General features: G+C 48.7%; 20 protein-coding genes. 11 read left to right on the plus strand and 9 right to left on the minus strand.

The genetic code is table 11. The features are described from left to right. The first annotated feature begins 148 nt into the window (after positions 1 to 148). The 3 genes from ACOJTG_RS00310 (at position 149) to uxuA (ending at position 4,787) form a co-directional block, all read left to right on the plus strand. On the plus strand, positions 149 to 1,663 hold the full coding sequence (locus ACOJTG_RS00310; protein ID WP_420151972.1) for a tagaturonate reductase: 1,515 nt from the start codon (positions 149 to 151) through the stop codon (positions 1,661 to 1,663). Positions 1,664 to 1,749: 86 nt separating this feature from the next. Next, complete coding sequence (locus ACOJTG_RS00315; RefSeq protein WP_420151973.1) at positions 1,750 to 3,402, plus strand: UxaA family hydrolase; 1,653 nt, start codon at positions 1,750 to 1,752, stop codon at positions 3,400 to 3,402. A gap of 188 nt (positions 3,403 to 3,590) precedes the next feature. Next, positions 3,591 to 4,787: a mannonate dehydratase gene (gene uxuA, locus ACOJTG_RS00320; protein ID WP_420151974.1), complete on the plus strand. Its 1,197-nt coding sequence runs from the start codon at positions 3,591 to 3,593 to the stop codon at positions 4,785 to 4,787. 187 nt (positions 4,788 to 4,974) lie between these two features. Here the strand turns inward: uxuA and ACOJTG_RS00325 are convergent, their stop codons facing one another. Then, a complete protein-coding gene (locus ACOJTG_RS00325) occupies positions 4,975 to 5,139 on the minus strand; it encodes a hypothetical protein (protein WP_158242685.1) in 165 nt (54 codons plus the stop codon). Between the two features lie 160 nt (positions 5,140 to 5,299). On the opposite strand from ACOJTG_RS00325, the gene gcvH reads away from it, so the two are divergent. The 5 genes from gcvH (at position 5,300) to gldF (ending at position 9,126) form a co-directional block, all read left to right on the plus strand. After that, positions 5,300 to 5,680 carry a glycine cleavage system protein GcvH gene (gcvH, locus tag ACOJTG_RS00330; protein ID WP_420151975.1) on the plus strand — a complete coding sequence of 127 codons (381 nt, stop codon included), beginning with the start codon at positions 5,300 to 5,302 and terminating at the stop codon, positions 5,678 to 5,680. Between the two features lie 142 nt (positions 5,681 to 5,822). Beyond that, positions 5,823 to 7,127: a dihydroorotase gene (locus tag ACOJTG_RS00335; RefSeq protein ID WP_420151976.1), complete on the plus strand. Its 1,305-nt coding sequence runs from the start codon at positions 5,823 to 5,825 to the stop codon at positions 7,125 to 7,127. 48 nt (positions 7,128 to 7,175) lie between these two features. Continuing rightward, a complete protein-coding gene (locus ACOJTG_RS00340) occupies positions 7,176 to 7,721 on the plus strand; it encodes a DUF4199 family protein (protein ID WP_420151977.1) in 546 nt (181 codons plus the stop codon). 52 nt (positions 7,722 to 7,773) lie between these two features. Continuing rightward, the gene (locus ACOJTG_RS00345) at positions 7,774 to 8,319 is read left to right on the plus strand and encodes a DUF4199 domain-containing protein (protein WP_104709556.1); all 546 of its coding nucleotides are present in this window, start codon (positions 7,774 to 7,776) and stop codon (positions 8,317 to 8,319) included. Between the two features lie 81 nt (positions 8,320 to 8,400). Further along, on the plus strand, positions 8,401 to 9,126 hold the full coding sequence (gene gldF / locus ACOJTG_RS00350; RefSeq protein ID WP_420151978.1) for a gliding motility-associated ABC transporter permease subunit GldF: 726 nt from the start codon (positions 8,401 to 8,403) through the stop codon (positions 9,124 to 9,126). 71 nt (positions 9,127 to 9,197) lie between these two features. On the opposite strand, the gene ACOJTG_RS00355 is transcribed toward gldF, so the two are convergent. From ACOJTG_RS00355 to ACOJTG_RS00390, 8 genes are all read right to left on the minus strand, one after another. Next, a complete protein-coding gene (locus tag ACOJTG_RS00355) occupies positions 9,198 to 9,644 on the minus strand; it encodes a DUF4920 domain-containing protein (RefSeq protein ID WP_420151979.1) in 447 nt (148 codons plus the stop codon). Positions 9,645 to 9,701: 57 nt separating this feature from the next. After that, entirely contained in the window at positions 9,702 to 13,082 is a 3,381-nt protein-coding gene (locus ACOJTG_RS00360) for a gliding motility-associated C-terminal domain-containing protein (protein WP_420151980.1), read from the minus strand. A gap of 70 nt (positions 13,083 to 13,152) precedes the next feature. Then, positions 13,153 to 13,770, minus strand: coding sequence for an ABC transporter ATP-binding protein (locus ACOJTG_RS00365; RefSeq protein WP_420151981.1), 618 nt, complete (start codon positions 13,768 to 13,770; stop codon positions 13,153 to 13,155). 52 nt (positions 13,771 to 13,822) lie between these two features. Beyond that, complete coding sequence (gene lpxA / locus ACOJTG_RS00370) at positions 13,823 to 14,617, minus strand: acyl-ACP--UDP-N-acetylglucosamine O-acyltransferase (RefSeq protein ID WP_094812445.1); 795 nt, start codon at positions 14,615 to 14,617, stop codon at positions 13,823 to 13,825. A 55-nt stretch (positions 14,618 to 14,672) separates the two neighbouring features. After that, a complete protein-coding gene (locus tag ACOJTG_RS00375) occupies positions 14,673 to 16,067 on the minus strand; it encodes a bifunctional UDP-3-O-[3-hydroxymyristoyl] N-acetylglucosamine deacetylase/3-hydroxyacyl-ACP dehydratase (protein WP_420151982.1) in 1,395 nt (464 codons plus the stop codon). A 109-nt stretch (positions 16,068 to 16,176) separates the two neighbouring features. Continuing rightward, a complete protein-coding gene (gene lpxD / locus ACOJTG_RS00380) occupies positions 16,177 to 17,238 on the minus strand; it encodes a UDP-3-O-(3-hydroxymyristoyl)glucosamine N-acyltransferase (RefSeq protein WP_420151983.1) in 1,062 nt (353 codons plus the stop codon). A 373-nt stretch (positions 17,239 to 17,611) separates the two neighbouring features. Then, a complete protein-coding gene (locus ACOJTG_RS00385) occupies positions 17,612 to 18,499 on the minus strand; it encodes a hypothetical protein (protein WP_420151984.1) in 888 nt (295 codons plus the stop codon). A gap of 36 nt (positions 18,500 to 18,535) precedes the next feature. After that, positions 18,536 to 19,549 carry a YihY/virulence factor BrkB family protein gene (locus ACOJTG_RS00390; RefSeq protein WP_420151985.1) on the minus strand — a complete coding sequence of 338 codons (1,014 nt, stop codon included), beginning with the start codon at positions 19,547 to 19,549 and terminating at the stop codon, positions 18,536 to 18,538. Positions 19,550 to 19,746: 197 nt separating this feature from the next. Here ACOJTG_RS00390 and ACOJTG_RS00395 point away from each other — a divergent pair, with 197 nt between their 5' ends. The 3 genes from ACOJTG_RS00395 to ACOJTG_RS00405 all read left to right on the plus strand — a co-directional run. Next, positions 19,747 to 19,899, plus strand: coding sequence for a lmo0937 family membrane protein (locus ACOJTG_RS00395; protein ID WP_104709566.1), 153 nt, complete (start codon positions 19,747 to 19,749; stop codon positions 19,897 to 19,899). A 431-nt stretch (positions 19,900 to 20,330) separates the two neighbouring features. Further along, positions 20,331 to 21,770 carry a TolC family protein gene (locus tag ACOJTG_RS00400; RefSeq protein WP_420151986.1) on the plus strand — a complete coding sequence of 480 codons (1,440 nt, stop codon included), beginning with the start codon at positions 20,331 to 20,333 and terminating at the stop codon, positions 21,768 to 21,770. Positions 21,771 to 21,812: 42 nt separating this feature from the next. After that, positions 21,813 to 23,048 (plus strand): HlyD family secretion protein (locus ACOJTG_RS00405; protein WP_420151987.1); only part of this gene is annotated, 1,236 nt, incomplete at its 3' end.

Here is a 23,048-nt window from a genome sequence, read left to right on the forward strand (position 1 = left end):
CCGTCCTTCCTTACAGACGAATCATTCGAAAAAATTTCACTTGTATACAAGGGCAGAAGAAGAGCCAATCAGCAAATCATCCAGCTTATCTTGGATGATTACGGCAAATTCCCGACCCTATACTTCAAACTTTACTAACGTTTTAGTCATGTTGCTTTCCCGCAAAAACTTGCCCCAAATTTCGGCAACTGTGCCGGTTCAATTACCCAATCCTTCCGTTTTTGAATTACCCGAACGCATTCTGCAATTTGGTACGGGCGTGTTGCTGCGGGGTTTGTGCGACTATTTTGTGGACAAAGCCAATCAACAGGGCGTATTCAACGGCCGAATCGTGGTGGTGAAATCAACCGGCAGCGATACGTCCGAATTTGATCGGCAGGATCAACTCTTTACCCAGGTGATTCGGGGCTTGGGCGAAGATGGACAACCGATTGAAGAATACATCGTCAACGCCAGTATTTCCCGTACGCTGGCGGCTCCGAGCCAATGGGCCGAAATTCTGGCCTGTGCGAGCAACCCAGAGATGCAGATTGTTACTTCAAATACGACGGAAATCGGTATTCAGCTCGACGAAAACGAAGATTTGCAAGCCACGCCTCCTAGATCATTTCCGGGAAAACTGACGGCCTTTCTATACGCTCGCTGGAAAGCGTTTAATGGTTCAGCCGAAAGCGGTATGGTGATTGTACCGACCGAACTTGTGCCTGACAATGGTACGAATCTGCGGAAAATTGTATTAGAGCTGGCTCGTCGCGGGAACCTCGAAGCTGACTTCATTCAGTGGCTGGAAACGGCAAACTCCTTCTGTAATTCACTGGTGGACCGGATTGTTCCCGGAAAACCCAACGCGACGGATCAGGCCGAATACCAGCAAAAACTGGGCTACGAAGATGGCCTGCTCTGCGTATCGGAAGTATACCGCCTCTGGGCTATTGAAGGCGATGAAAAAGTAAAAAGCGTACTAAGTTTCGATGCTGTAGATTGTGACGAAGCCAATGCGTTAGGCGTGATCATCAAACCCGATATTGATCGGTACCGGGAGCTGAAACTTCGCCTGCTGAATGGCTCGCACACGCTGACCTGCGGACTGAATTATCTTTCCGGTAAGAACGCCGTTCGCGAAAGCATGTCCGATCCCGTATCGAGCCGCTACGTAAAAGAATTGATGTTTGAAGAACTGGCCCCGGCCATTCCCTACCCGATCGAGCTGGGGGTGGCCCGTACGTACGGAGCCAGTCTACTGAACCGTTTTTCCAATCCCTTCCTGGAACATAAACTGCTCAGTATTACGTTGTACTATACCTCCAAGATGAAAACCCGTAACGTACCTTTGCTGCTCAAGCATTACGAGCAGACGGGTACAGCTCCGGAACGTTTTGCCCTGGGTTTTGCGGCGTATGTACTCTTTATGAAAGCCGTGAAAGAAGAAGGAGGCAAGTACTTTGGCGAACGAAACGGCGAGTTCTACCTCATTCAGGACGAACCCGCTGGCTGGTATTTCGACTGGTGGTCGCGTCAGGGCGAGCTTTCGGAAGTACTCGGCAATACGAATTTCTGGGGTACGGATCTGAATGCCTTACCCGGCTTTGGCGAGCGGGTGGCATTCTACCTAAACAAGCTTCAGGAAAGTCCGGAAGCCGCTTTTGAGGCCGCTTTATCCTAACTGATTTTTATTCATTTCTTTTCCATCGGAAATTCGGGTAGCAAGGTCCGGATTTCATCTTTTGAAAGAAAGAATCTTTTACTCCCATGCAGCAACGAGTATTAAAAGTCCACCCCGCCGATAACGTTATTGTCGCCCTAACTGATCTGAAAAAAGGCGAGATCATTTCGTTTCAGGGGGTCGATTACGAGCTGGTCGATGATATTGCGGCCAAGCATAAATTTCTGACGGAAGATCGGGCCGTCGATGAAGAAATTACCATGTACGGCGTGTTGGTAGGGAAGGCCAAACAGTTTATCCCTAAAGGCGGATTGATGCACACGTTCAATACGCGTCACGCCTCTGACGATTTTGGATTGGGATCGCGTAAGCTGGAATGGACACAACCCGATACGACCAAGTTTAAGCAGCGGTCTTTTCTGGGGTATCACCGGCAGGATGGAAGCGTGGGTACGGCCAATTACTGGATCGTACTGCCGATGGTATTCTGCGAAACCCGTAATCTGGAAGTGATGCGGGAAGCATTGGTAGATTCCCTGGGCTACGGAAAAAATCAGGTTTGGAAAGATCAGACCGAGCAGTTGATTAGCCTGTACCGTTCCGGCAAATCCATAACGGACATTCTCAACGCTGATTTAGCCATTGAAGAAGAGACGGCGACGCAAACCCGTCTGTTTCCGAACGTGGATGGTGTGAAATTCCTCAACCACGAAATGGGTTGCGGCGGTACGCGTTCGGATGCTCAGGCTCTGTGTGGCCTGCTCGCTGGCTATGCGACGCATCCCAACGTGGCGGGTGTCACGGTACTGAGTCTGGGTTGCCAGAACGCTCAGGTATCGATTCTGAGAGAAGAAATCGCCAAGCGTGACCCGAACTTTGCCAAGCCGCTGTACGTATTTGAGCAGCAGGAAATTGGTTCAGAAGAAAAACTCATTGCCGGAGCGATCAAGCAGACCTTTGCCGGACTGATTGAAGCCAATAAAATTGAACGTCAGCCCGCTCCGCTTTCCAAGCTGGTGATTGGACTGGAATGCGGTGGTTCGGACGGGTTTTCCGGAATTTCGGCGAATCCAGCGATTGGTCATACCTCAGATATTCTCATATCGCTAGGCGGTACCGTCATTCTGGCGGAATTTCCGGAACTCTGCGGTGTTGAACAGGAACTGTCGGATCGTTGCGTCGATGAAGAAACGGCTTTGAAGTTCAACTCGCTGATGAAAATCTACAATTCGCGGGCGGAAGCCGTAGGTTCTGGTTTTTACATGAATCCTTCGCCCGGTAATATCAAGGATGGATTGATTACGGACGCCATCAAGTCTGCCGGAGCCGCGAAAAAAGGCGGGAATTCACCCGTCGTTGATGTGCTGGATTACCCTGAGAAAGTGACCAAGCCTGGTCTTAACCTGGTTTGTACCCCCGGAAACGACGTGGAGAGTACCACGGCTGAAGTAGCTTCGGGAGCCACCGTCGTTTTATTTACCACGGGTCTGGGTACGCCTACGGGTAATCCGGTTGCCCCCGTCATCAAGCTTTCGACGAATACGAAGCTGTACCACAAGATGAACGATATTATCGACATCAACTGTGGTACTATTATCGATGGTCAGGAAACCATCGATGAAGCGGGCGAACGCATTCTGGATTACGTCATTCAGGTAGCCAGCGGTCAGGTTACGCCGCACTCGGTGCGTTTGGGTCAGGATGATTTTATTCCCTGGAAACGTGGCGTATCACTCTAAGTACTGAGTCATTAAATCCTAAGAAATTGAATTTCTACCGATAATTATGTACTGCGGTGGCCTATTCAGTTTTTTAGGATTTTTTTTGTCTAATTGGTAGCGAATGCTAGGGATCACTCGTTTCAGACGAAAGACTTGCTGAAAGCTCTTTAACTGAAAACAGACAACGGAAAACTCTAAACTCTTTTATGCCTCTTCTTCAATCTTTTCGCTGGTTTGGTCCGAAAGACCCCGTACGGCTGTCGGACATTCGGCAAGCCGGAGCTACGGGTATCGTCTCGGCCTTACACGACGTGCCTAACGGTAAAATCTGGACGCCCGAAGCCATTGAATCCCGCAAAACGCTTATTGAAGCAGCCGGACTGGAATGGGCCGTGGTCGAAAGCGTACCCGTACACGAGCACATCAAGCGAGCTATGCCCGATCGGGATCAGCTCATTGCTAACTACCAGCAAACTTTACGTAACCTGGCTCAACAGGGCATTACGACGGTGTGTTACAATTTCATGCCCGTACTCGATTGGACGCGAACGGATCTGGCCTACGTCGTACCCGATGGGTCGGAAGCCCTGCGGTTTGATGCCGTCGCATTCGTAGCTTTCGAGTTATTTATCCTGAAGCGTTCGGCGGCGGAGGCCGAATACTCGGAATCTTTCCGTCAACGGGCCGAGGTTTACTTTAAGACGTTAAACGAAAGTCAGAAAGCCTTACTAATTCGTAATATCATTGCGGGTCTGCCCGGTTCGGAAGAAAGTTTCACCGTTGAGCAATTTCAGAAAGTACTGGATTATTACGCTGAAATCGGTGATTTTGAACTTCGGCAAAACCTGTATTACTTCTTGCGAGCGGTAGTACCCGTAGCCGAAGAAGTAGGCGTAAAGCTTTGCATTCACCCGGATGATCCCCCACGGCCGATTCTGGGCTTACCGCGGGTGGTGAGTACGGCAGCGGATATCCGGGAGCTATTCGCCGCAGCCGATTCGCCCGCGAATGGACTGACCTTCTGTACGGGAAGTTTTGGGGTACGGGCGGATAATGATTTGCCCGCTATGCTACAGGAGTTCGGACCCCGTACGCATTTCCTCCATTTACGGAGCGTGCACCGCGAAATTGACGAGGTACCGGAGACCTTCCATGAAGCTAATCACCTGGAAGGGCACGCGGGGATGTACGAGGTAATGAAAGCCGCCGTGGGAGAAATGAAACGTCGGGAAAAGGAAGGACGTACGGATGTAAATATCCCCATGCGGCCCGACCACGGTCACCGGATGCTGGATGACCTGAATCCCGAAAAACGGACCAATCCGGGGTACACGGCCATTGGTCGCTTACGGGGACTGGCTGAGTTACGGGGACTGGAACTAGGCATTACGCAAAGTTTATAAGGTTGTCTGTTTTCCGTTTTCAATGGCAGACTGCTCGAAGGTAAGTGATCTGTAACAGCTCATAGGGATTCCCAAATTAGAATTGGCCCGATCATCTCATAGCGGTGATAAGCTGGCATGAACCCGACTGACCACTAAAAACCGAAAACTAAAAAAGCGGATTCCTGAGAGGGAATCCGCTTTTTCGTTACTCTTTATCTTTGGGTTGATTGCTCCGGATTTCTTTCCGGTTATTCGAGTTATTATCGAGTTCTTGTTTGACCCGGCTGTCCAAGTTGTCTTTGTTTTCGGGCTTATGCATTTTATTATGCTTATGAGCCGCTGTGTTCTGTGAGGCTGGATTGGCTTTCATAGCTTTTATTGTTTTTTGAGGGGAGTAGGTAAAAACAGTGTACCACCAGCGCTTGCCTCCGCGGGCCAGGAAATCGAAAAAACTCTAAACCCCGGACGCTAAACCCTGAACTTCTTCCGTAACTTGCAGGGAATTTCAGACAGATTGCCATCACAAACACATGAACTTTCCTTCAGAACTTCGCTACACCGCTGAACACGAATGGATTAAACTCGTTGACGGTAACGTAGCATTGGTTGGTATTACCGATTATGCTCAGGATCAATTGGGCGATGTGGTTTTCGTAGAAGTTAATTCCCTGGATCAGGAATTGGCTGCCAACGAAGTATTTGGTTCAGTAGAAGCCGTAAAAACGGTATCTGATCTGTTCCTGCCCGTAGCGGGTAAAGTGCTCGAAGTAAACGAGAGCCTAAATGACAGTCCCGACAAAGTCAATACCGACCCGTACGGTGATGGCTGGGTAATCAAACTTGAGGTATCAAATCCGGCTGATCTGGATGCCTTGATGGACGCCGCTACTTACCAGGAGTCTATACACTAGTCGACAGTCGACCGTTTTCTGTTTTCGTGCGTATCGCTCTGGGCGAGGTTGCCGAAAATCGTCAATAAACCATTGATCAGAGCAAGGAACAAAGGACACCGAATTTTCGGTATGCTTTGTTCCTTGTTCAACATTCGACCCTATGAATCTTCTCTTTCGTTCCGTTCGCATTATTGATCCGCATTCGGCATTTCATAATCAGGTGGTGGATGTTTGGATTGAAGACGGTATCATTCGAAAAATGGGTGAAAATCTTGCCGCTATCTCTTCAGGGCAGGAAATCCGTCAGGAGGGGCTGTGCATTTCGCCGGGCTGGTGTGATCTGCGGGTTCACGCCAAAGATCCCGGCTACGAGGCTAAGGAAGATTTATACAGCCTGAAACGGGCGGCCGCTGCTGGAGGTTTCACGGAAGTCGTACTGCTGCCCAATACCAAGCCCGTAGTACAGCGGAAAGAAAGCCTGAATTATCTCCGCAGTTTTTCAGAAGATCAGGCCGTACAGTTTTTACCCACCGCTGCTCTTACCCTGGGTTGCGAAGGCAAGGATTTCACGGAGATGCTCGACCTGCATCACGCGGGGGCTGTTGCCTTTACCGATGGCGAAGAACCCATCTGGAATGCCGACATATTACTGAAGTCACTTCAATATCTGGCCCAGGTGAATGGTCTGCTCATTCAACGTCCTGAAGAACCTACGCTGACGGTTCACGGTCAGATGCACGAAGGAAATATGAGTACCATGCTGGGCATGCGGGGCATTCCGACCATGGCGGAAGAACTGATGATTCAGCGGGATTTACGCCTGCTGGAATACGCGGTGGAAACCTTTGACTTGCGGCCCCGTCTGCATTTTTCACTAGTCTCAACGGCTCGTTCAGTGGAGCTGATCCGGCAGGCGAAAGCTCAGGGATTACCCATCACCTGCGATACGGCCGCTCATTATTTGGCGTTTACCGATGAAGATTTAGTCGAGTTCGATACGAATCTGAAAGTAATGCCCCCGTTCCGTCCAGCCAGCGAAGTAGAAGCGTTGCGGGCAGCTCTGGCCGACGGTACCATTGATGCTCTGGTATCCGATCACTATCCCCAGGATACGGAATCGAAGAATCTGGAGTTTGATTTAGCCGACTTCGGAATTAGTAGTCTGGAAACAGCTTTTGCAACGGCCCTGACCTACGGAAATCTGGGATTGGAAAAAGTCCTGGAACTCTTTACAGCGAACCCTCGCTCCGTATTACAGCGAAACCCGGTAACGATTGCCGAAGGGAAAATTGCTCAGTTGACCGCGTTCAATCCCGATGAAGAATGGACGGTAAATCTGGCCGACTGGCAATCTAAAGGCAAAAACACGCCTTTCGTAGGTAAAACTTTACGCGGGAAAGTGTACGGCGTCGTGAACCAGGGTACGAGTACCTTTCATAGCAAACCCTTGAGTTTTAAAGTATAGCTGGTGTGGCAGGGAGCAACGTTCCCTGCCACACATTGCCTCACCTCCATGATTAACAAGTATTTTCTACGATTGGCTTTAGGCTTGGGCTTGCTGGCGGGATTAGCTTGCTTTGCCTATTTCTATGTACTAAAGCTGACAGACGCCATGCCACTGGGTACCCGCCGGAATCTGGGTATGATCCTCATGTGGGTAGCGATGGCCTTCGGAGCCCATCGCTACTGGAAAAACGTCCGGCGACCCATGAATTTTCTGGAAATCTTTGGGTTCTGCGTACTAGTCGTTCTCACGGCGAGCTTTGTGGACGGTTTATTAGTGGCGGGTTACGTTCGATATGTCGAGCCTTCACTGGTTCCGGAATTTATCACGGATCTGAAACGTCTGGCCTTGCAGGATCAGTCGATGGTCAAGGAACAATTTGGTAATCAAAAAGATGCGGGTCCGGTCGACTTCAAGCTTTTTCTGGAGCAAATTGAGCAGATTTCCCCCGAATCTATTTTCTGGAGCAATTTTGGCATGTTACGCATGATTTTTCACTTCCTCTACGCAGCTCTGGTAGCGATCTGGATTCGGAAGATGAGTGCCAGTAGTTAAGTTTATCACCCTACTTCGATTGTATCATTAACCCCTAACCACCTACTACACTATGGAACCAACCCCTTCGACTGCTCGTATCGCCATGAAATGGGGAGCGATTTCCGGGATCGTTACCGCTGTCTTCTCCATCAGTTATCAGGCGTTGAATATGATGCCTGACGACCCCATGAAAGCCAACATGGGCTGGGGTTTGCTGACCAATTTTCTACAAATCGGTTTTACGGTTTTAGTATTGGTGCTGGCAATGCGGGAATTTCGTACGCATAACGAAGGATATATTTCCTTTGGCCAGGGGGTCGGGATTGCGGCATTAACCGGAGCGGTATGGGGGGTACTATCGGCGGGTCTTATTTTGATCTATACGCAGTTCATTGATAATTCAGCTCAGGAAAAAACGCTGCGGGCCTTACGGAATGCGTACGAAGAACGCGGCATGACCGAAGAGCAAACCGAAACGGCCATGCGATTCGTTACGTTGATGACCAATCCCGGTTTCAGTTTTGTAATGACCATCTTAACGGGCGTAATCGTGGGTACGGTACTGGGTTTGATCGTCGCCGCAGTGGTCAAGCGGGATCGCCCCATGTTTGCATAAGCGAATCCCGGAAAAATTTATCAGGCTCCTTCAGCGTTATACGCCCGGTTTCACTCTGCTATCTCTCCCTGTTTTTACGGTATGTTTACTATTTTCAAGAAAGAAGTCAATTCCTTTTTAAGCTCGTTGGTTGGATACGTCGTAATGGCTGTGTTTCTGCTGGCGATGGGCTTGCTGGTCTGGATCTTTCCTGATACGAGTGTGTTGAACAGTGGGTACGCGGACCTGGCGACGTTTTTCAATCTGGCTCCGTACGTGTTTTTATTTTTGGTACCCGCCATCACCATGCGGTCCATTGCCGAAGAACGAAAAATTGGTACGCTGGAATTGCTGTTCACCAAGCCACTAACCGAGTGGCAACTGGTCATTGGTAAATTTTTGGCCGCCTGTTTTTTGATTTTTCTGGCTTTGGTACCTACGCTGATCTACTACTATTCCGTGTATCAGTTAGGAAATCCGGTGGGAAACATTGATTCGGCGAGCGTACAGGGATCGTATATCGGCCTTTTTCTGCTGGGTTGCGTCTTTGCGGCCATTGGACTGTTCACTTCTTCACTGACAGATAATCAGATCATCGCATTCCTACTGGGCGTATTCATTAGTTTCCTGCTGTACGTCGGTTTAAGCTCCGTGGCTGGACTGGAAGTCTGGAATGGAGCCGCGTACTGGTTGGGCTGGCTGGGGCTGGATACGCAGTACAATGCCCTCGGACGAGGACTGATTGATTCGCGGAATATCATCTATTTCCTTTCCTTAATTACTCTGGCTCTGGCGGGAACCCGCTGGAAACTCATGCAACGGGAGTAAGAGAATACTACAATCGAAAAAGGCCGAAGGAATGATCTTCTTTCGGCCTTTTTATTAAAATCTATAAACGATTACTTAACAATAACCCCATCCGCTACGAAGACCACGGCTTTCTCAGGCTGTGTGATTTTAGCAATTTCTTCTTTTGATTTTCCGGCGTCTTCGGCGTAATGTTTGAGTTCATTCACGGGTGTAACGCGGGAGAAGGCCTGTCCTTCAAATACAACCGTTTTGCCTTCAATATCTTTCGGTACGAAGAAATCATAGTCTTTGAACGAAACCCGCATCGTCTTGCCTTCGGGCAGTTTTACTTTCATCCAGCAACCCTTCATCTTGCAGACGGATTCTACCGTACCGGTCACTTTGGTAGCAAGCGTATCGGATTTCTTCATTTGTTCCACCAATTGGGTGGTTGAAATCGCGTGATCGGTCGTGATTTTAGCTCCGTGGTAGGTGGCCTGAGCTTGGGCCGCCAGTCCGGTAAGGGCCAAGGCCAGGGTTAAAACGAATGATTTCATGGGTGTAAACGTTTGAATGGAATGCTAAAATACTGATTAACTGTAAATTACACAACGTTAGTTAATGACTTGCACCCAGCTCTTACACTGCTTGCCATCGGGAAAAGTGATCAGATAGTAATAGGTTCCCGGAGCTACGGAAGGTGTCCAGTCATTCTGATAGCTAACGTGCTGATACACGGCCTTTCCCCAGCGATTGAACACATCCAGTTTTAGTCCATTGGTACCAATCACAAACTGATCATTTTTGCCATCGCCGTTGGGCGTTACTACATTCGGTACTTCCAGCGGCGGTTCAATGGTTATCGGCTGAGAAGCCGAAAGGGTACAACTTCCGCGTTTGGCAATTCCCGTCACCTGATACGTGCCGGGTTTGGGATACACGTAGGGCGAAGGCTGTTGCGTCGCCAGCGAATCACCATTGCCTAAATACCAGTCGTACTGATCGCCGCCCGCGTTCGACAGTTTGATGCGTACCTGCGTGGGTTTTACGCAGTCAAACACCTTTTCAACGGCAAAATCCGGCCGAAACGATTCATCAATGGTTACCGTGGCCTTAGCCTGTCCACGGCACCCTTTATTGTCTTTAACGATAACCGTATAGGCAGTACTTTGGCTGGGCTGTACCGTAATGGCTGCCTTACTACTGTCGCTGATGGCCAAGCCAGTCCATTGATACGAACTTCCACCCGTCGCCTGAATGCGAACCGTTTGGCCCTTGCAAATGACGGGTTCCGAAACTGTGACCTGAACCGGCAGCGGTTGAATGGTCACCGTAACCGACTTCTGTCCCGTACAACCTTTCGAATCGGAAGCCTGAACGGTATACGTAGTTGTTTCGGTAGGGGTGGCTACGGGATTAGCAATGGTGGTACTGTTAAGTGAGCCGTGGGCCGTCCACTGGTAATTCGATCCACCAGAAGCCCGCAACTGTACCGTTCCGCCCAGGCACATCGTTGTATCTTTACTCACCTGAAACGCGGGTTCAGAAACGCGAACGGTTCGCTGATACAGGGCCTCGCGTTTACAGCTCAAGGGGTTTCGGCCCACGAGGGTAATGACGTATACCCCAGGCTTGGTAAAGGTAAACTCCCCCTGCACGGGATTTGTAGATTTACCCAGATTCCCAAAATTCCACTCGTAGCTTTTCCCTCCGGTACTCGTATTGACAAATTGCAGTTTAGCGGGCGTACAGACATCGATTGTATCTTGCTTTTTGCCATTGAGGAACATATCGAATTTCACTTCCAGATTGTCGATATCAAACTTGAAAACGGCGTTATTACAGTTGCCAGCCCGGTTTACGGTAGACCAGGCTCCGGGCGTGGTAGGAAAGGAGGAGGGCTGACAGGAACAAACGGCTTGATAGACATACCCCCGTTTGTCGAAGCGAGAGGTACCACCATCCACGTGATCACCCCGGACGTCGGGCGAAGCATTGGTATTGCCAAAAAATGTCGCGTACAGCAGGGACTTTGCTCCATTTTCTAACAGGGCCAGATAAAAATTACTACCGTCCGTCGTTTTCTGAAAAGCGTCGGTGGTGACAGGCAAGCCTTTGGTACTACTCGCCAGTGCCAGCGTTGTACCTATGGTCGCATTCACTTCGCCACCCCAGCCTGCCAGGTAAATATTCCCGCATTCGTTGATGAGAAAGGCCGTCGGAGCAATGTCGGGAGTACCGCGACCGCTGCCAATGACGGTCGAAAAAAGCGTTCGGTCCAGTGTTGGATCAAAGGCATGAATAAACTGCCCGCTGTTCCGGTTGGTGTACACGCCCGACGTAACCGGGTATTTCCCGCCGTTACTCAATCCTAATACGTATACGTTTTCGTCCTTATCCAAATCCAGCAACATGGCGACGTCGGCGTTGCTGGTACCGATGCGTTTGGTTTTCTGTACGTTTCCGGTGGCATCTAGTTTGGCCAGCCAGCCATCCTCGGGGGTAGGCAGGTTATCGCGTACGGCTCCGCAGACGTAGATATTCCCCGAGGCCGCCGCCCGTATCCCGTACGCTCCGCTGAAGCCGGGCATAATCTTCGGTCTTTCCCAGATCAGTTTTGATAAATCGGGTGAGAATTTGAGGACAGTAGCAGCCAGTCGGTCGGGGCGGCTCAGAGGAAGTTCGGAGGGGGTGGTGGTGGCCAGAAGTACATTATCCTGAGCATCCGTAATGATCTCGCCCCGGTACGCATCCCCGTAATACTGAATGCTCAGAAGGGTGTTCAGATTCAGGCCATCGTTGGCCGTCGTTCCGTAATAGGTCGATGCCAGTAATGATTTTCCATCCGCACTAAGTTTTGCCAGAAAAATATCGCTACCGTTGTTGTAGTCCATTCCACTGAGTGGTTGTACGTAGGTACCGCCGCTAAAATTGCGTTTGTGAGCTTGCGTACTGGTCGGGAAATTCTGGGAGGAAGTCGTTCCAAAAATCAGTAGTTCTCCCTTGGAGTTAACGATGAGACTATGCGGTACTTCCGTTTGCGTACCACCCAGGTACGTAGCATACAGTAGGCGGGTACCCGTTGGGTTGAATTTGAGAATAGCGACATCCCAGAGGGTTTGGCCGCCGTTGCCGCCGTAGTTGATTTGATACGCTCCCGCGGTTACGGGAAAACCAGACGCGTTCGTCGATCCACCGGAAATGAGGTTTCCTTCCGCGTCGTAGGTAGCGGTGTGGCCCCAGTTGTCGGAATAAGAACCGGAGAAACTGGCAAAGATTAGCTCCGGATCGATGATCAGCGGATGTTTGGGATCGTAGCCATTGGGTAAATTAAAGCTCACTACGTTTTTCTCACGAACGGCGAAGTGGCCTTTCACTTCCGTTGTTTTCCCTCGAATTTCCTGGTAATTGTACGGATTCAGTTCCCGAAACCAGCCCATGGACGTACGAACTTCCAGATTTCCGTGTTCGGATACGGATAGCTTCTCCGAACCTTCGTACCGCATCTTAATCAGATCAGGATTAGCTCCGCTGTGAACGATGAATTCGTACTTAATCGTCGAATGGTGAGCATATAGTCGCAGATCAATACCCGGATATAATTCCTTATAGACGACTTCGCCGAAGCCAGAAACATTGGAAGCCCAGCGGCGGGCGTCGTTTCCCAGAAAATAATTTCGGGAAATTCCGTCCGAGAGGTCACTTTTCAGGGTTGGGTTCGGATTGGAACCGTCAAAATACACGCGTACACCGTGCAGCTTTAAGGGCGTGTTGGCCGGTAAGGTTCGGTTATGAAGTTGCTTGAAGTAATCCGTATCGTAGAAAACGTAATCCATCCCATCCGTCCGCAAGTCCAGCTGGCCGCCCGGAATCTGAATGCGGTACCGCACGCTGGCGTCCCACTGACCCTGGTTGGGAATGAAAGTAACGGGCTGATTGTCAGCAAATGCAGATAAAGTAAGAAAGATAAGCAGGCAGGTAAACAGGTTCCGCATCGCTTCAGTGAGGTTAGGCAACGAATATACAAAATGCCACCGAAAGCGGAGAACCTCAAGAATCGGATTTTTACTTATACGCCTGAATGTCAATGACTTTTTCGCAGAACTGGTACTCAGCGGGTACGTTCGAAGCAATGATCAGTGTTTGATTGGCATCCAGTTTCTGTACTTCCTCGAAATACCAGTCGCTGTTGCGGGTATCCAGGTTTGAAGTGGGCTCATCGAGAATGACCAAGGGTACATTTGAGTAGAAAGCCAGTCCGAGCTTGAGCCGCTGTTTCATGCCCGAAGAAAAATTCCGGATGAATTTATCGCGTGAAGCCTTCAGATCCAGTCGCTCAATAAAAGCGGGCGTACTCAGATTCTGCTTGAAAGGCTTAAACTTCTGGTGGAAATCGACGAGTTCGGTTAGCGTAAATTCTTCGATCAGTTCCAGGTACGGAGCGGCGATACTGACCTGTCGGAAAAAATGATCCGAAGGAATATCCTGTAAGCCCTCGCGGTACTGAATCTTGCCTTCACTAGCGGGCATCGCACCCGTCAGAACCTGAAGAAGTGTGGATTTGCCGGAGCCATTCGGACCCGTAATAGCCAGACGATCGCCGGCAGCAAGTTCGAGGGATAAGCGGCGGAAAATCCATTCCCGAATAAACCGTTTACCCAGCTGTTCGAGAATGATCTGCATGGGAAAGAAAGAAAAAGGTCAGAAGACATGATTCTGACCTTTTCAAAAAGTGCTATTCTACGGATGTCCCTTTGCCAGGGCCTTTCATAATGCCTCGTTCGGAGGAGCGGATGAAGTTGATAATTTCGTCCCGTTCAGCCGAAGCAGGGAGTTCAATTTCGATTCGGTGCAGGGCTTCGGCGTTGTTGTATCCTTTCAGATATACGTAGCGGTAAATCTCCTGAATTTCGGCAATTTTCTCGTTGCTGAATCCCCGCCGACGCAGGCCGATGGAATTCAAACCGACGTACGCAATGGGTTCCCGGCCTGCTTTCGTATACGGAGGAATATCCTTCAATACGTGCGAACCGCCACCGATCATGGCGTGAGGTCCAATTTTTGAAAATTGATGGATTGCGGTTGTGCCTCCGATAAAAGCCCAATCCCCTAATTCCACGTGACCAGCCATTTGTACACTATTGGCCATAATGCAATAGTCGCCAATAACACAGTCGTGGGCAATGTGCGTGTAGGCCATGAGCAGACAGTGGCTGCCAATAACCGTTTTACCCGCTGCTTTCGTGCCTTTGTTAATGGTTACGCATTCCCGAATCGTAGTATAGTCACCAATGGTAGTCAAGGTTTCTTCGCCTTCGAATTTCAGGTCCTGCGGTACGGCCGAGATGCTGGCACCGGGAAAAATTTGAACATTCTTCCCAATACGGGCTCCTTCGAAAATAGTAACATTGGAGCCAATCCAGGAACCTTCACCGATTTCAACATTTTTATGAATGACCGCAAAGGGTTCGATGACCACATTGGGGGCAATTTTTGCATCAGGGTGAACGTATGCTAAGGGCTGTATCATTCTGTTCATTGCCAGAATACGGTACGCTTACTTCACCTACCGTAAACGGGTCGGCTTATTTTTTACGTACTAAACTTGCGGTCATGTCACTCTCCATCACCAGTTGACCAGCCACCCAGGCCTGTCCGTGCATTTTGGCAATACCCCGTTTCATGGGAGCCATAAATTCGCACTTGAAAATAACGGTATCACCAGGCACTACGTTACGACGGAACCGACAGTTTTCGATAGCCGCCAGGTACGCCCAGTAGTTTTCCGGATCAGGTACGGTACTCATCACCAGGATACCGCCCGTTTGAGCCATGGCTTCAATTTGCAGTACACCGGGCATCACCGGATTCTCGGGGAAGTGTCCAGTAAAGAAAGGCTCATTGATGGTTACATTTTTGACACCTACTACACTGGATTCATCCATGTGAATGATTTTATCAATCAACTGGAAGGGGTAACGGTGAGCCAGCAAATTGGAAATCTGTTTGATATCCATGACCGGCGGAACCTTGGGGTCGTATACCGGAATACTGGGTTTTTGGGTTTCCCGCATCAGCTTCTTGATTTTTTTAGCCATTTCCACGTTGGCAGCGTGACCTGGGCGAGCGGCCAGGATTTGTGCTTTCAACGGACGGCCTACCAAAGCCAGATCACCTACTACGTCGAGCAGTTTGTGGCGAGCAGGTTCGTTGGCGTAGTGCAGGTCAATATTATTAAGAATACCCTTGCCCGGTATTACACTGACGCGGGGTTTTCCGAGTAAGGAGGACAGGTGATCCAGTTCACCGTCTTCAAATTCCCGGTCTACAATCACAATGGCATTAGAAAGGTCACCACCTTTAATCAGGTTTGCTTTGAAAAGAGCTTCCAGTTCGTGCAGAAAGCAGAACGTACGACTTTTGGCAATTTCCTGTTTGAAAAGCGTAATATCATTCAGGCTGGCGTGCTGGCTGCTGAGAACCTTTGAGTTATAATCGACCATTACCGTTACCCGGTAGTCATCGAGCGGCAACGCGGCAATTTCTACGTCGCGGTCCCGGTCGCGGTAACGCACTTCCGAAGGAACTTCGAAGTAATTACGCAAGGCATTTTGCTCCACGAGTCCAGCATCGTCAAGAGCTTCAATAAACTTGATGGAAGAACCATCCATGATGGGCGGTTCAGGACCATCGAGCTGAATGAGGCAATTGTCGATCTGAAGGCCCACCAAAGCGGCTAGCGTGTGTTCAACTGTATGCACCCGGGCTCCGTTGTGTTCAAGCGTGGTACCGCGGGATACATCGACAACAAAGTCAACGTCAGCATCGACGATGGGCTGACCCGGTAAATCAATCCGCTGGAATTTGTAACCGTGGTTGACTGGAGCCGGCTGAAACGTCATGGATGCGATTACGCCGGTATGTAACCCTACGCCGGAAACGGTGACGGGCTTCTGAATGGTGTGCTGTTTAAGATTCATCTTGGATGGATGAACAGCTATCGATTAGGGTCTTTGTAAAGTCCTTGAATCTTTCCTCGGTTACCTCAAAATGAGAAACGAAAAAAGCGTTTATCGACTCACTGCTTAACTACTGAATACTATTAGCGGGCAAAGATAATTCTTTCAGAATTTTTTCCAGTTCCCGAACCCGCTTTTCCAACTCGGGAAGTCGACGAACCAGTACTTGCGACTTGAGGTTCTCCCGGTTTTCTGCGGCGGGGGAGCCACTCAGGATGGTTCCCGGCTTATCAATCGACTTCGAAATTCCAGATTGAGCCGTGATAATTGTGTGGTCAGCGAGATGCAGGTGACCGGAAATACCTACCTGGCCCCCGATCATGCAATAATCACCGATTTTACAGGAACCTGAAACGCCCGACTGAGCGGCCATTACAGTATGGCGGCCAATTTCGACGTTGTGGGCAATCTGAATTAAGTTGTCGAGTTTGGCTCCTTCCCGGATGATAGTTGAATCTTCCGGCATGGTGGCACAATCAATGGTAGTATTGGCTCCGATGGATACGTAATCTTCCAGAACCACATTACCCAGCTGGGGAATGCTTTTGTAACTACCGTCGGTTTGCGGAGCAAAACCAAACCCATCGGATCCGATTACGGCATTGGCATGAAGGGTACAATTGGCACCAATCCGACAATTATCATAAACTTTTACGCCCGAGTACAGAATAGTATTATCGCCAATGACTACGTTATCACCAATGTAGACTTGGGAGTAAATTTTTACGTTTTTCCCGATCCGACAGTAGTCGCCAATGCTGGCAAATGCTCCCAGATAAATGCCCTCACCAATCTCTGTATCCTGACCCCGGTATACGGGCTCTTCAATCCCTGATTTACGAAAACTCAGGGCGTTATGGTAAACTTCCAGCAGGCGGGTGAAAGCCGTATAGGCGTTATCCACCACAATAAGTGTGGGCGTATATGCTTTCTTAGGCTCGAAACCTTTGCTAACGATAACGGCCGAGGCAGCAGTTGTATAAAGGTATTGCTCGTACTTGAGGTTAGACAGAAAACTAATCGCCCCTTGTGTCCCTTCTTCGATCTTAGCTAGACGACTAACCTTCTGATCCGCAGGACCCTTTACTTCACCGCCCAAAAGCTGGGCCACCTGTGCAATTGTAAACTCCATGGAGAATATATAAAACGACGGTTAGGAATAGTTTCCTCGGTCATGTATGTATGGCTCTTGCCTTGGGAAAATACAACAAAATTGCCTATAAACCGGGTTTTTTGTGGCAAAGATACAAGACTTTTGAAATGAAAAAGAACGGGAGTCTATCCAGTATGAAAAAATGATTTATTTTTCGTAAGCGTGAGTTATTCAGCGGATTACTCCCAATGAACCGAATGCCCCTGCTATGAATGGACCTACTGATTTAGAGAAGCTTCGCATTTTAAAAACGCTGACCGAAAGAACTTGTTTTAAGGACTACTAAAAAACAGACATTCCTCCGCACGTTTGCACAGATACGGAGGAATGTCAGGAATGAAAGGATCAGGCTTTAATCGTGTTGAATACGAGGTCGGGTCCAGTGCAAAGTGGGGCTTTTGCGAATGGGAATGACCAGGTTAGTGAAGGCGATCAGGATTACGGAAATTGTCAGTACCAGAATGCAAATCTCGCACACGTACACGATGGTCATGTTAGGATCTGGTGTTTGGTAGCGTTTTAGAATAATCCCAACGATGGCCCAGATGACGACTAGTCCGTACGAAACACTGCGAAGCGTAAACAACACCAGTTGAGCCAGAATGGTACCCGTAATGATCATAATTACCGTCCAAACTTCCGCTGAGATGCCGAACTGATTCCAGTTGATACTGACCAGCCAGGCCGTAATATTAGCGATAGTGGCAATAGAAATCCAGCCGGCGTATAGACCAAAGGGCGTTCGTACGATAAAGCGTTGTCCCCAGGTCGTATCTACTTCAGAAACTTCGTGTACTCGCACCAGTAACGTCAACTGCGTAACCAGAATAGCCAGCATAATGACTACGGAGAACGTTACATACTCATAATGCCAGGCAATAATCCAGGAGGCATTCAGCAGATTCGAGGCAATAAACCAGCCACTCAGCCGCCGTACCACGCGATTGACATAGTCGCTGGATACGGAGCTAAATAGGCCTTTCAACTGAAAGAACACGAAAATAGCCGTCATGGTGTAAATCACACTCCAAACCGAAAACGTAAGTCCGGCGGGTGTAAATAGATTGGGATACTGATCCGAAAGCTGTTTGGTCGATTTACCGTTTAAAGGCAAGCTCACGGCTGCCCAATTCACTACCAGCGTAATGAGGAATGTAAGGAAATTTAAAATTTGCAGGGTCTTGATGACGAACGATGGCCGTGACTCGGGCCGAATGTCGGCATTAACATACGTTTTCATGGCTGTGAGGATTAGTAAGCTGGGTTTGTAGGACAATCAGTGTCTATCATAATAGCCTTTCAGACTCGCCACGTTGACGTGGGGTATCTGGCCCTGTTCGAGATTTTTAGGTTCAATTTCCTGTTCATAGACTATAACGGTCTCGTTTTTCGGTACAATGCCCCGCCCGTATTGCTTGACATAGACTTTAGTAAACTCCGCTCCGAAGTACAGAATAGCTGCCGAGTAATTCACCCAGAGCAGGATGATCACCAGCGAAGCGGCTGAGCCGTAGGTAGAGCTCAGGTTGGACTGCCCTAAATACAAGCCGATCAAAAATTTCCCTACCATAAATAGAATCGCGGTAAAACCCGCTCCAACGAAGGAATCTTTCCAATACAGTTTTCCATCAGGCAGTACATTGAAAATCAGAGCAAACAACACCGTAATAACCGTAAAAATGAAAGCGATATTGATGATGTATACAACGACTACCATTTGACTATTGAAAAGTCGTTCCAGTTGCGAACTGAACACATCTAATAGCGAGTTGAGGAGCAACGATACGAGTAGTATGAAACCCATGCTAATGATCAGAGAGAAGGATAGTAATCGATTAATAAGAAGCTTCAACCAGCCTTTCTTGGGCTTGGCTCGTAAGGACCAAATGCGATTGATGGAATCCTGCATTTCTCCAAATACGCCCGTGGCCCCAATGACTAATGTACCAATACCCAAGGTCAAGGCTAGTGGTGAACGATTGGAAAGCTCGGCTCGGCGAATGATTTCCTGAATCTGAAGGGCGGCCTCTTTGCCTACAAGCCCCTGAATTTGTCCGAAAACCTGACCCTGAATGGCATCCTGACCATAGAAAATGCCCAGTAGTGAGATAATCACTAAAAGCATAGGGGCCAGGGAAAAGATCATATAATAAGAAAGAGAAGCACTCATCTTAAGTGCGTTGTCACTAGAAAATTCACTATAGACTTCAGCAAAAAAGTTAGCAATGCTTTTTAAGCGATTCATGGGTCTGATTAGGGGATTAATAAAGTGTAAAAGCTGGGGTACCATTTATATGCCACTTCCCTTCCCCGTTGTACCTCAGGGCTTTTTCCCCGCGACGGGGAATTATTTACTCGAACTTTTACGACTTTGACGTATATAAGGCTTATTCAAGCTAAAAATGGTAGGGGTGGCATAGTGGCAAAGAGTTTTTATCCAACTAAGCACATACCGATTCACGTAAAACTTTCAAAACTTTAACCATCATGAGAAGTCTATTGTATATCATCGCTGTCATCTTGATTATTGGCTGGTTAATTGGTGTAGTAGGATATAGTGCCGGAGGGCTTATCCACATCTTGCTTGTAATCGCAGTTATTTCGCTGTTATTGACCTTTATCCGTAGAGGTACAGTATAGCAAAAGCAAGCTATCAATCACCGCCCACATCAATTTATTATGTCATTAGCTCTTATTATGTTGTTGACCCTGGGAGTAGGGGCTGCAATTGCTGCCATCATGGATATGGCAAGCTCAAAGAAAGATTTGGGCTACTACCGTCCACAGGGCAAACTGGAGCGTAGAGAATTCAATAACTTCATGCGAACCATCCGTAGTAAGTCGGCTCGTGTGTAATTAATAGATCTTACCCGAAAGGGTTTGTTAGGTTAGGTAAAACAATGGGGGAAAAGGAAAGTCCAGCAGCTATGCTCCTGGACTTTTTTGTTTGTATAGGTGAACGTTCCACGTCTATACGAGCTTTCAATAGGCACGAATGACCGCTTATCCAAAAAACATTCGACACTTTCACACTCCTGCTGTATCATTGAATAAATGAATCAAGGATACAGATGATGGGAAAGTCCTGGCTAGTTGGAATAAGCCTGTTGCTGGCTTGTCCGGTTTGGGGGCAAACGAATACCGCACCGAAGCGTTCGCTCCAGGAATGTGTCGATATTGCTTGGAAAAACAATCTGGATGTAAAGCAAAGTGAAGTACAGGTGGCCGTGAACCGGAATACCTTGGATCAATCCAAGTTCACTCGTTTACCCACGTTAAATAGTGCCATTACGCAGGGACTAAACTTGGGTCGAAACATTGACCCTTTTACCAACAGCTACGTAACCCAAACCCTTAACTACAATAACGCCAACCTGACTTCCACCGCCATTATTTACAATGGCGGAATTGTCAATAATACCATCAGGCAAAATCAACTGAATGCTCAGGCCAGCGAATTCGATGTTCAGGCTACCCGCGATCAGGTTGCTTTAAACGTCGTGTTAGCGTATCTACAGGTGCTTAACAACGAAGATATTCTAGCCGTATCCCGTACGCAGGTAGACATTACGCAGCAACAGGTAACCCGTACGGAAAAACTGGTCAATGCCGGAGCTTTGCCGCAGGCCAATTTGCTGGATTTACAGGCACAGTTTGCCAATGATGAATTGTCGGTAGTAACGGCGGAGAATAACCTGGCCATCTCCAGAGTGCAGCTTCTGCAACTGATGAATGAGCCGGAAATTCGGGAATTAGTGCTGGACCGAATGAGCATCAATACGCCCGATGATACGTACCAGACACCTATTCAGAATATTTACGCCACGGCCGTACAAACCCAGTCGGCCGTAAAAGCGGCTGATTTGCGGACCCTGAGTGCTCGTAAGGGAGTAGATATCGCCCGGGGCGGCTATTTCCCTTCGCTGGGTTTCAACTTGTCCGTCGGTAGTAACTATTCGAGTGCGGCCCGCCGCTCGCTAGCCGGTACGCCCACGACGGTTACCAATACGGCTTTCGTTGAGTTTCAAGGGCAGCAGGTGCCCATTAACTTTACCACCACGCAGCCCGGTTTTCTTACCCAAAATATTCCCTGGACGGAGCAGCTAACCAATAACGTCAATGGTGGCATTGGCTTAAGCCTGCGAGTTCCCATTTTCAACGCTTATCAGGTTCGGTATCGAACTTCTACCGCCAGTTTGAATGTCAAAAGTCAGGAGTATCAGGCGGCTAGTGTACGTTTGCAATTGCGACAGAATATCGAACAGGCGTACGTAAACATGACCTCCGCCGCCAAACGTTACGCTTCATTAACCCGGCAGGTTGAATCGCTGGAGCTGGCCTTTAAAGCCGCCGAAAGTCGATTCAATGCGGGGGCCATCAATTCGGTGGATTACAACCTAGCGAAGTCAAATTTGGATCGCTCCCGAATCAATCAGATTCAAGCTAAGTACGATTATGTGCTGAGAATCAAAGTACTGGATTACTATCAAAATAAGCCGCTATCTTTCTAAAAGCGGAATAACATACACTTAGTATTGCCCAAGGTCCTAATTATGAAACGTTCTTCAAATCGAATTTGGTGGATTCTCGGAATAGTAGTAGTTCTGCTGTTGGGTGGGCTCTTCGTGGCCAAATCAGCCGGTTGGATCGGAAAAGAAAAAGCCGAAGAAGCAACCTTTAGCGTAGTGAAAGCGGCCGATATTGTCGAACGCGTTAGTGCTTCTGGTAAGGTACAGCCCGAAGTAGAAGTCAAAATTAGTCCGGACGTATCAGGTGAAATCATTGAGTTGAAGATTCACGAAGGTGACTCCGTCGTAAAAGGCCAACTATTACTTCGCATTCGCCCGGATAACTATGAATCGCTGGTAGCTCGAGCTAAAGCAGCGTTGAACCAGTCCAAAGCCAGTTATGAACAAACGAAGTCGGGCCTTGGTCAGGTAGAAGCTCAATTGATACGGGCCCAGGCCGATTACAATCGGAACAAAAAACTTTACGCGGATAAAGTCATTTCGGATGCCGATTTCGAAACCGTCGAGGCCAATTATAAGGTAGCCCGGCAAAATGTAGAATCAGCCCGAGCCAACATTGAAGCTGCCCGATTTGCCGTTGAAAGTGCCGATGCCGGCTTACGGGACGCCAATGAAACCTTGCGTAAAACCACGATTTACGCCCCCTCCAATGGTATTATTTCCAAGCTGGACGTTGAGCTAGGCGAACGCGTTGTGGGGACCTCGCAAATGGCCGGTACAGAGATGTTACGGATTGCGAATCTGAACAATATGGAGGTACGGGTCAATGTCAATGAAAATGATATTGTTCGGGTCAACGTGGGGGATTCGGTAATTATTGACGTAGATGCATATTCCTATTCCGGTCGAAAATTCAAAGGCCTGGTTACCTCCATTGCGAATACGGCCAATGGCAGTGGAAGTTCGCTGTCGGCAGCGGCTACTTCTACGGATGCGGTGACGGAATTTGAAGTGAAAATCAGAATTTTACCGGAATCCTACCTGGATCTGGTAGATCGGAAAAATAAACGTAGCTTTCCTTTTCGTCCCGGTATGACGGCTTCGGTTGAGGTCGTTACGGATCGCAAAAACGGAGTGCTGAGCGTACCCATTGCCGCAGTGACTACGCGTAGTGAAGAAAAGGAAACGGCTACTACCGATCCTCAATCGCAAAAGCCGCGTTCCGAAGCTCGTCCGCAGGAAGTAGTATTCATTCACAAAAACGGAGTCGTCGAAATGCGTCCGGTGAAAACGGGTATTAGCGATTTTGAAAATATTGAA

It is taken from the genome of Siphonobacter sp. (genome assembly GCF_048595215.1).
GTDB lineage: Bacteria > Bacteroidota > Bacteroidia > Cytophagales > Spirosomataceae > Siphonobacter.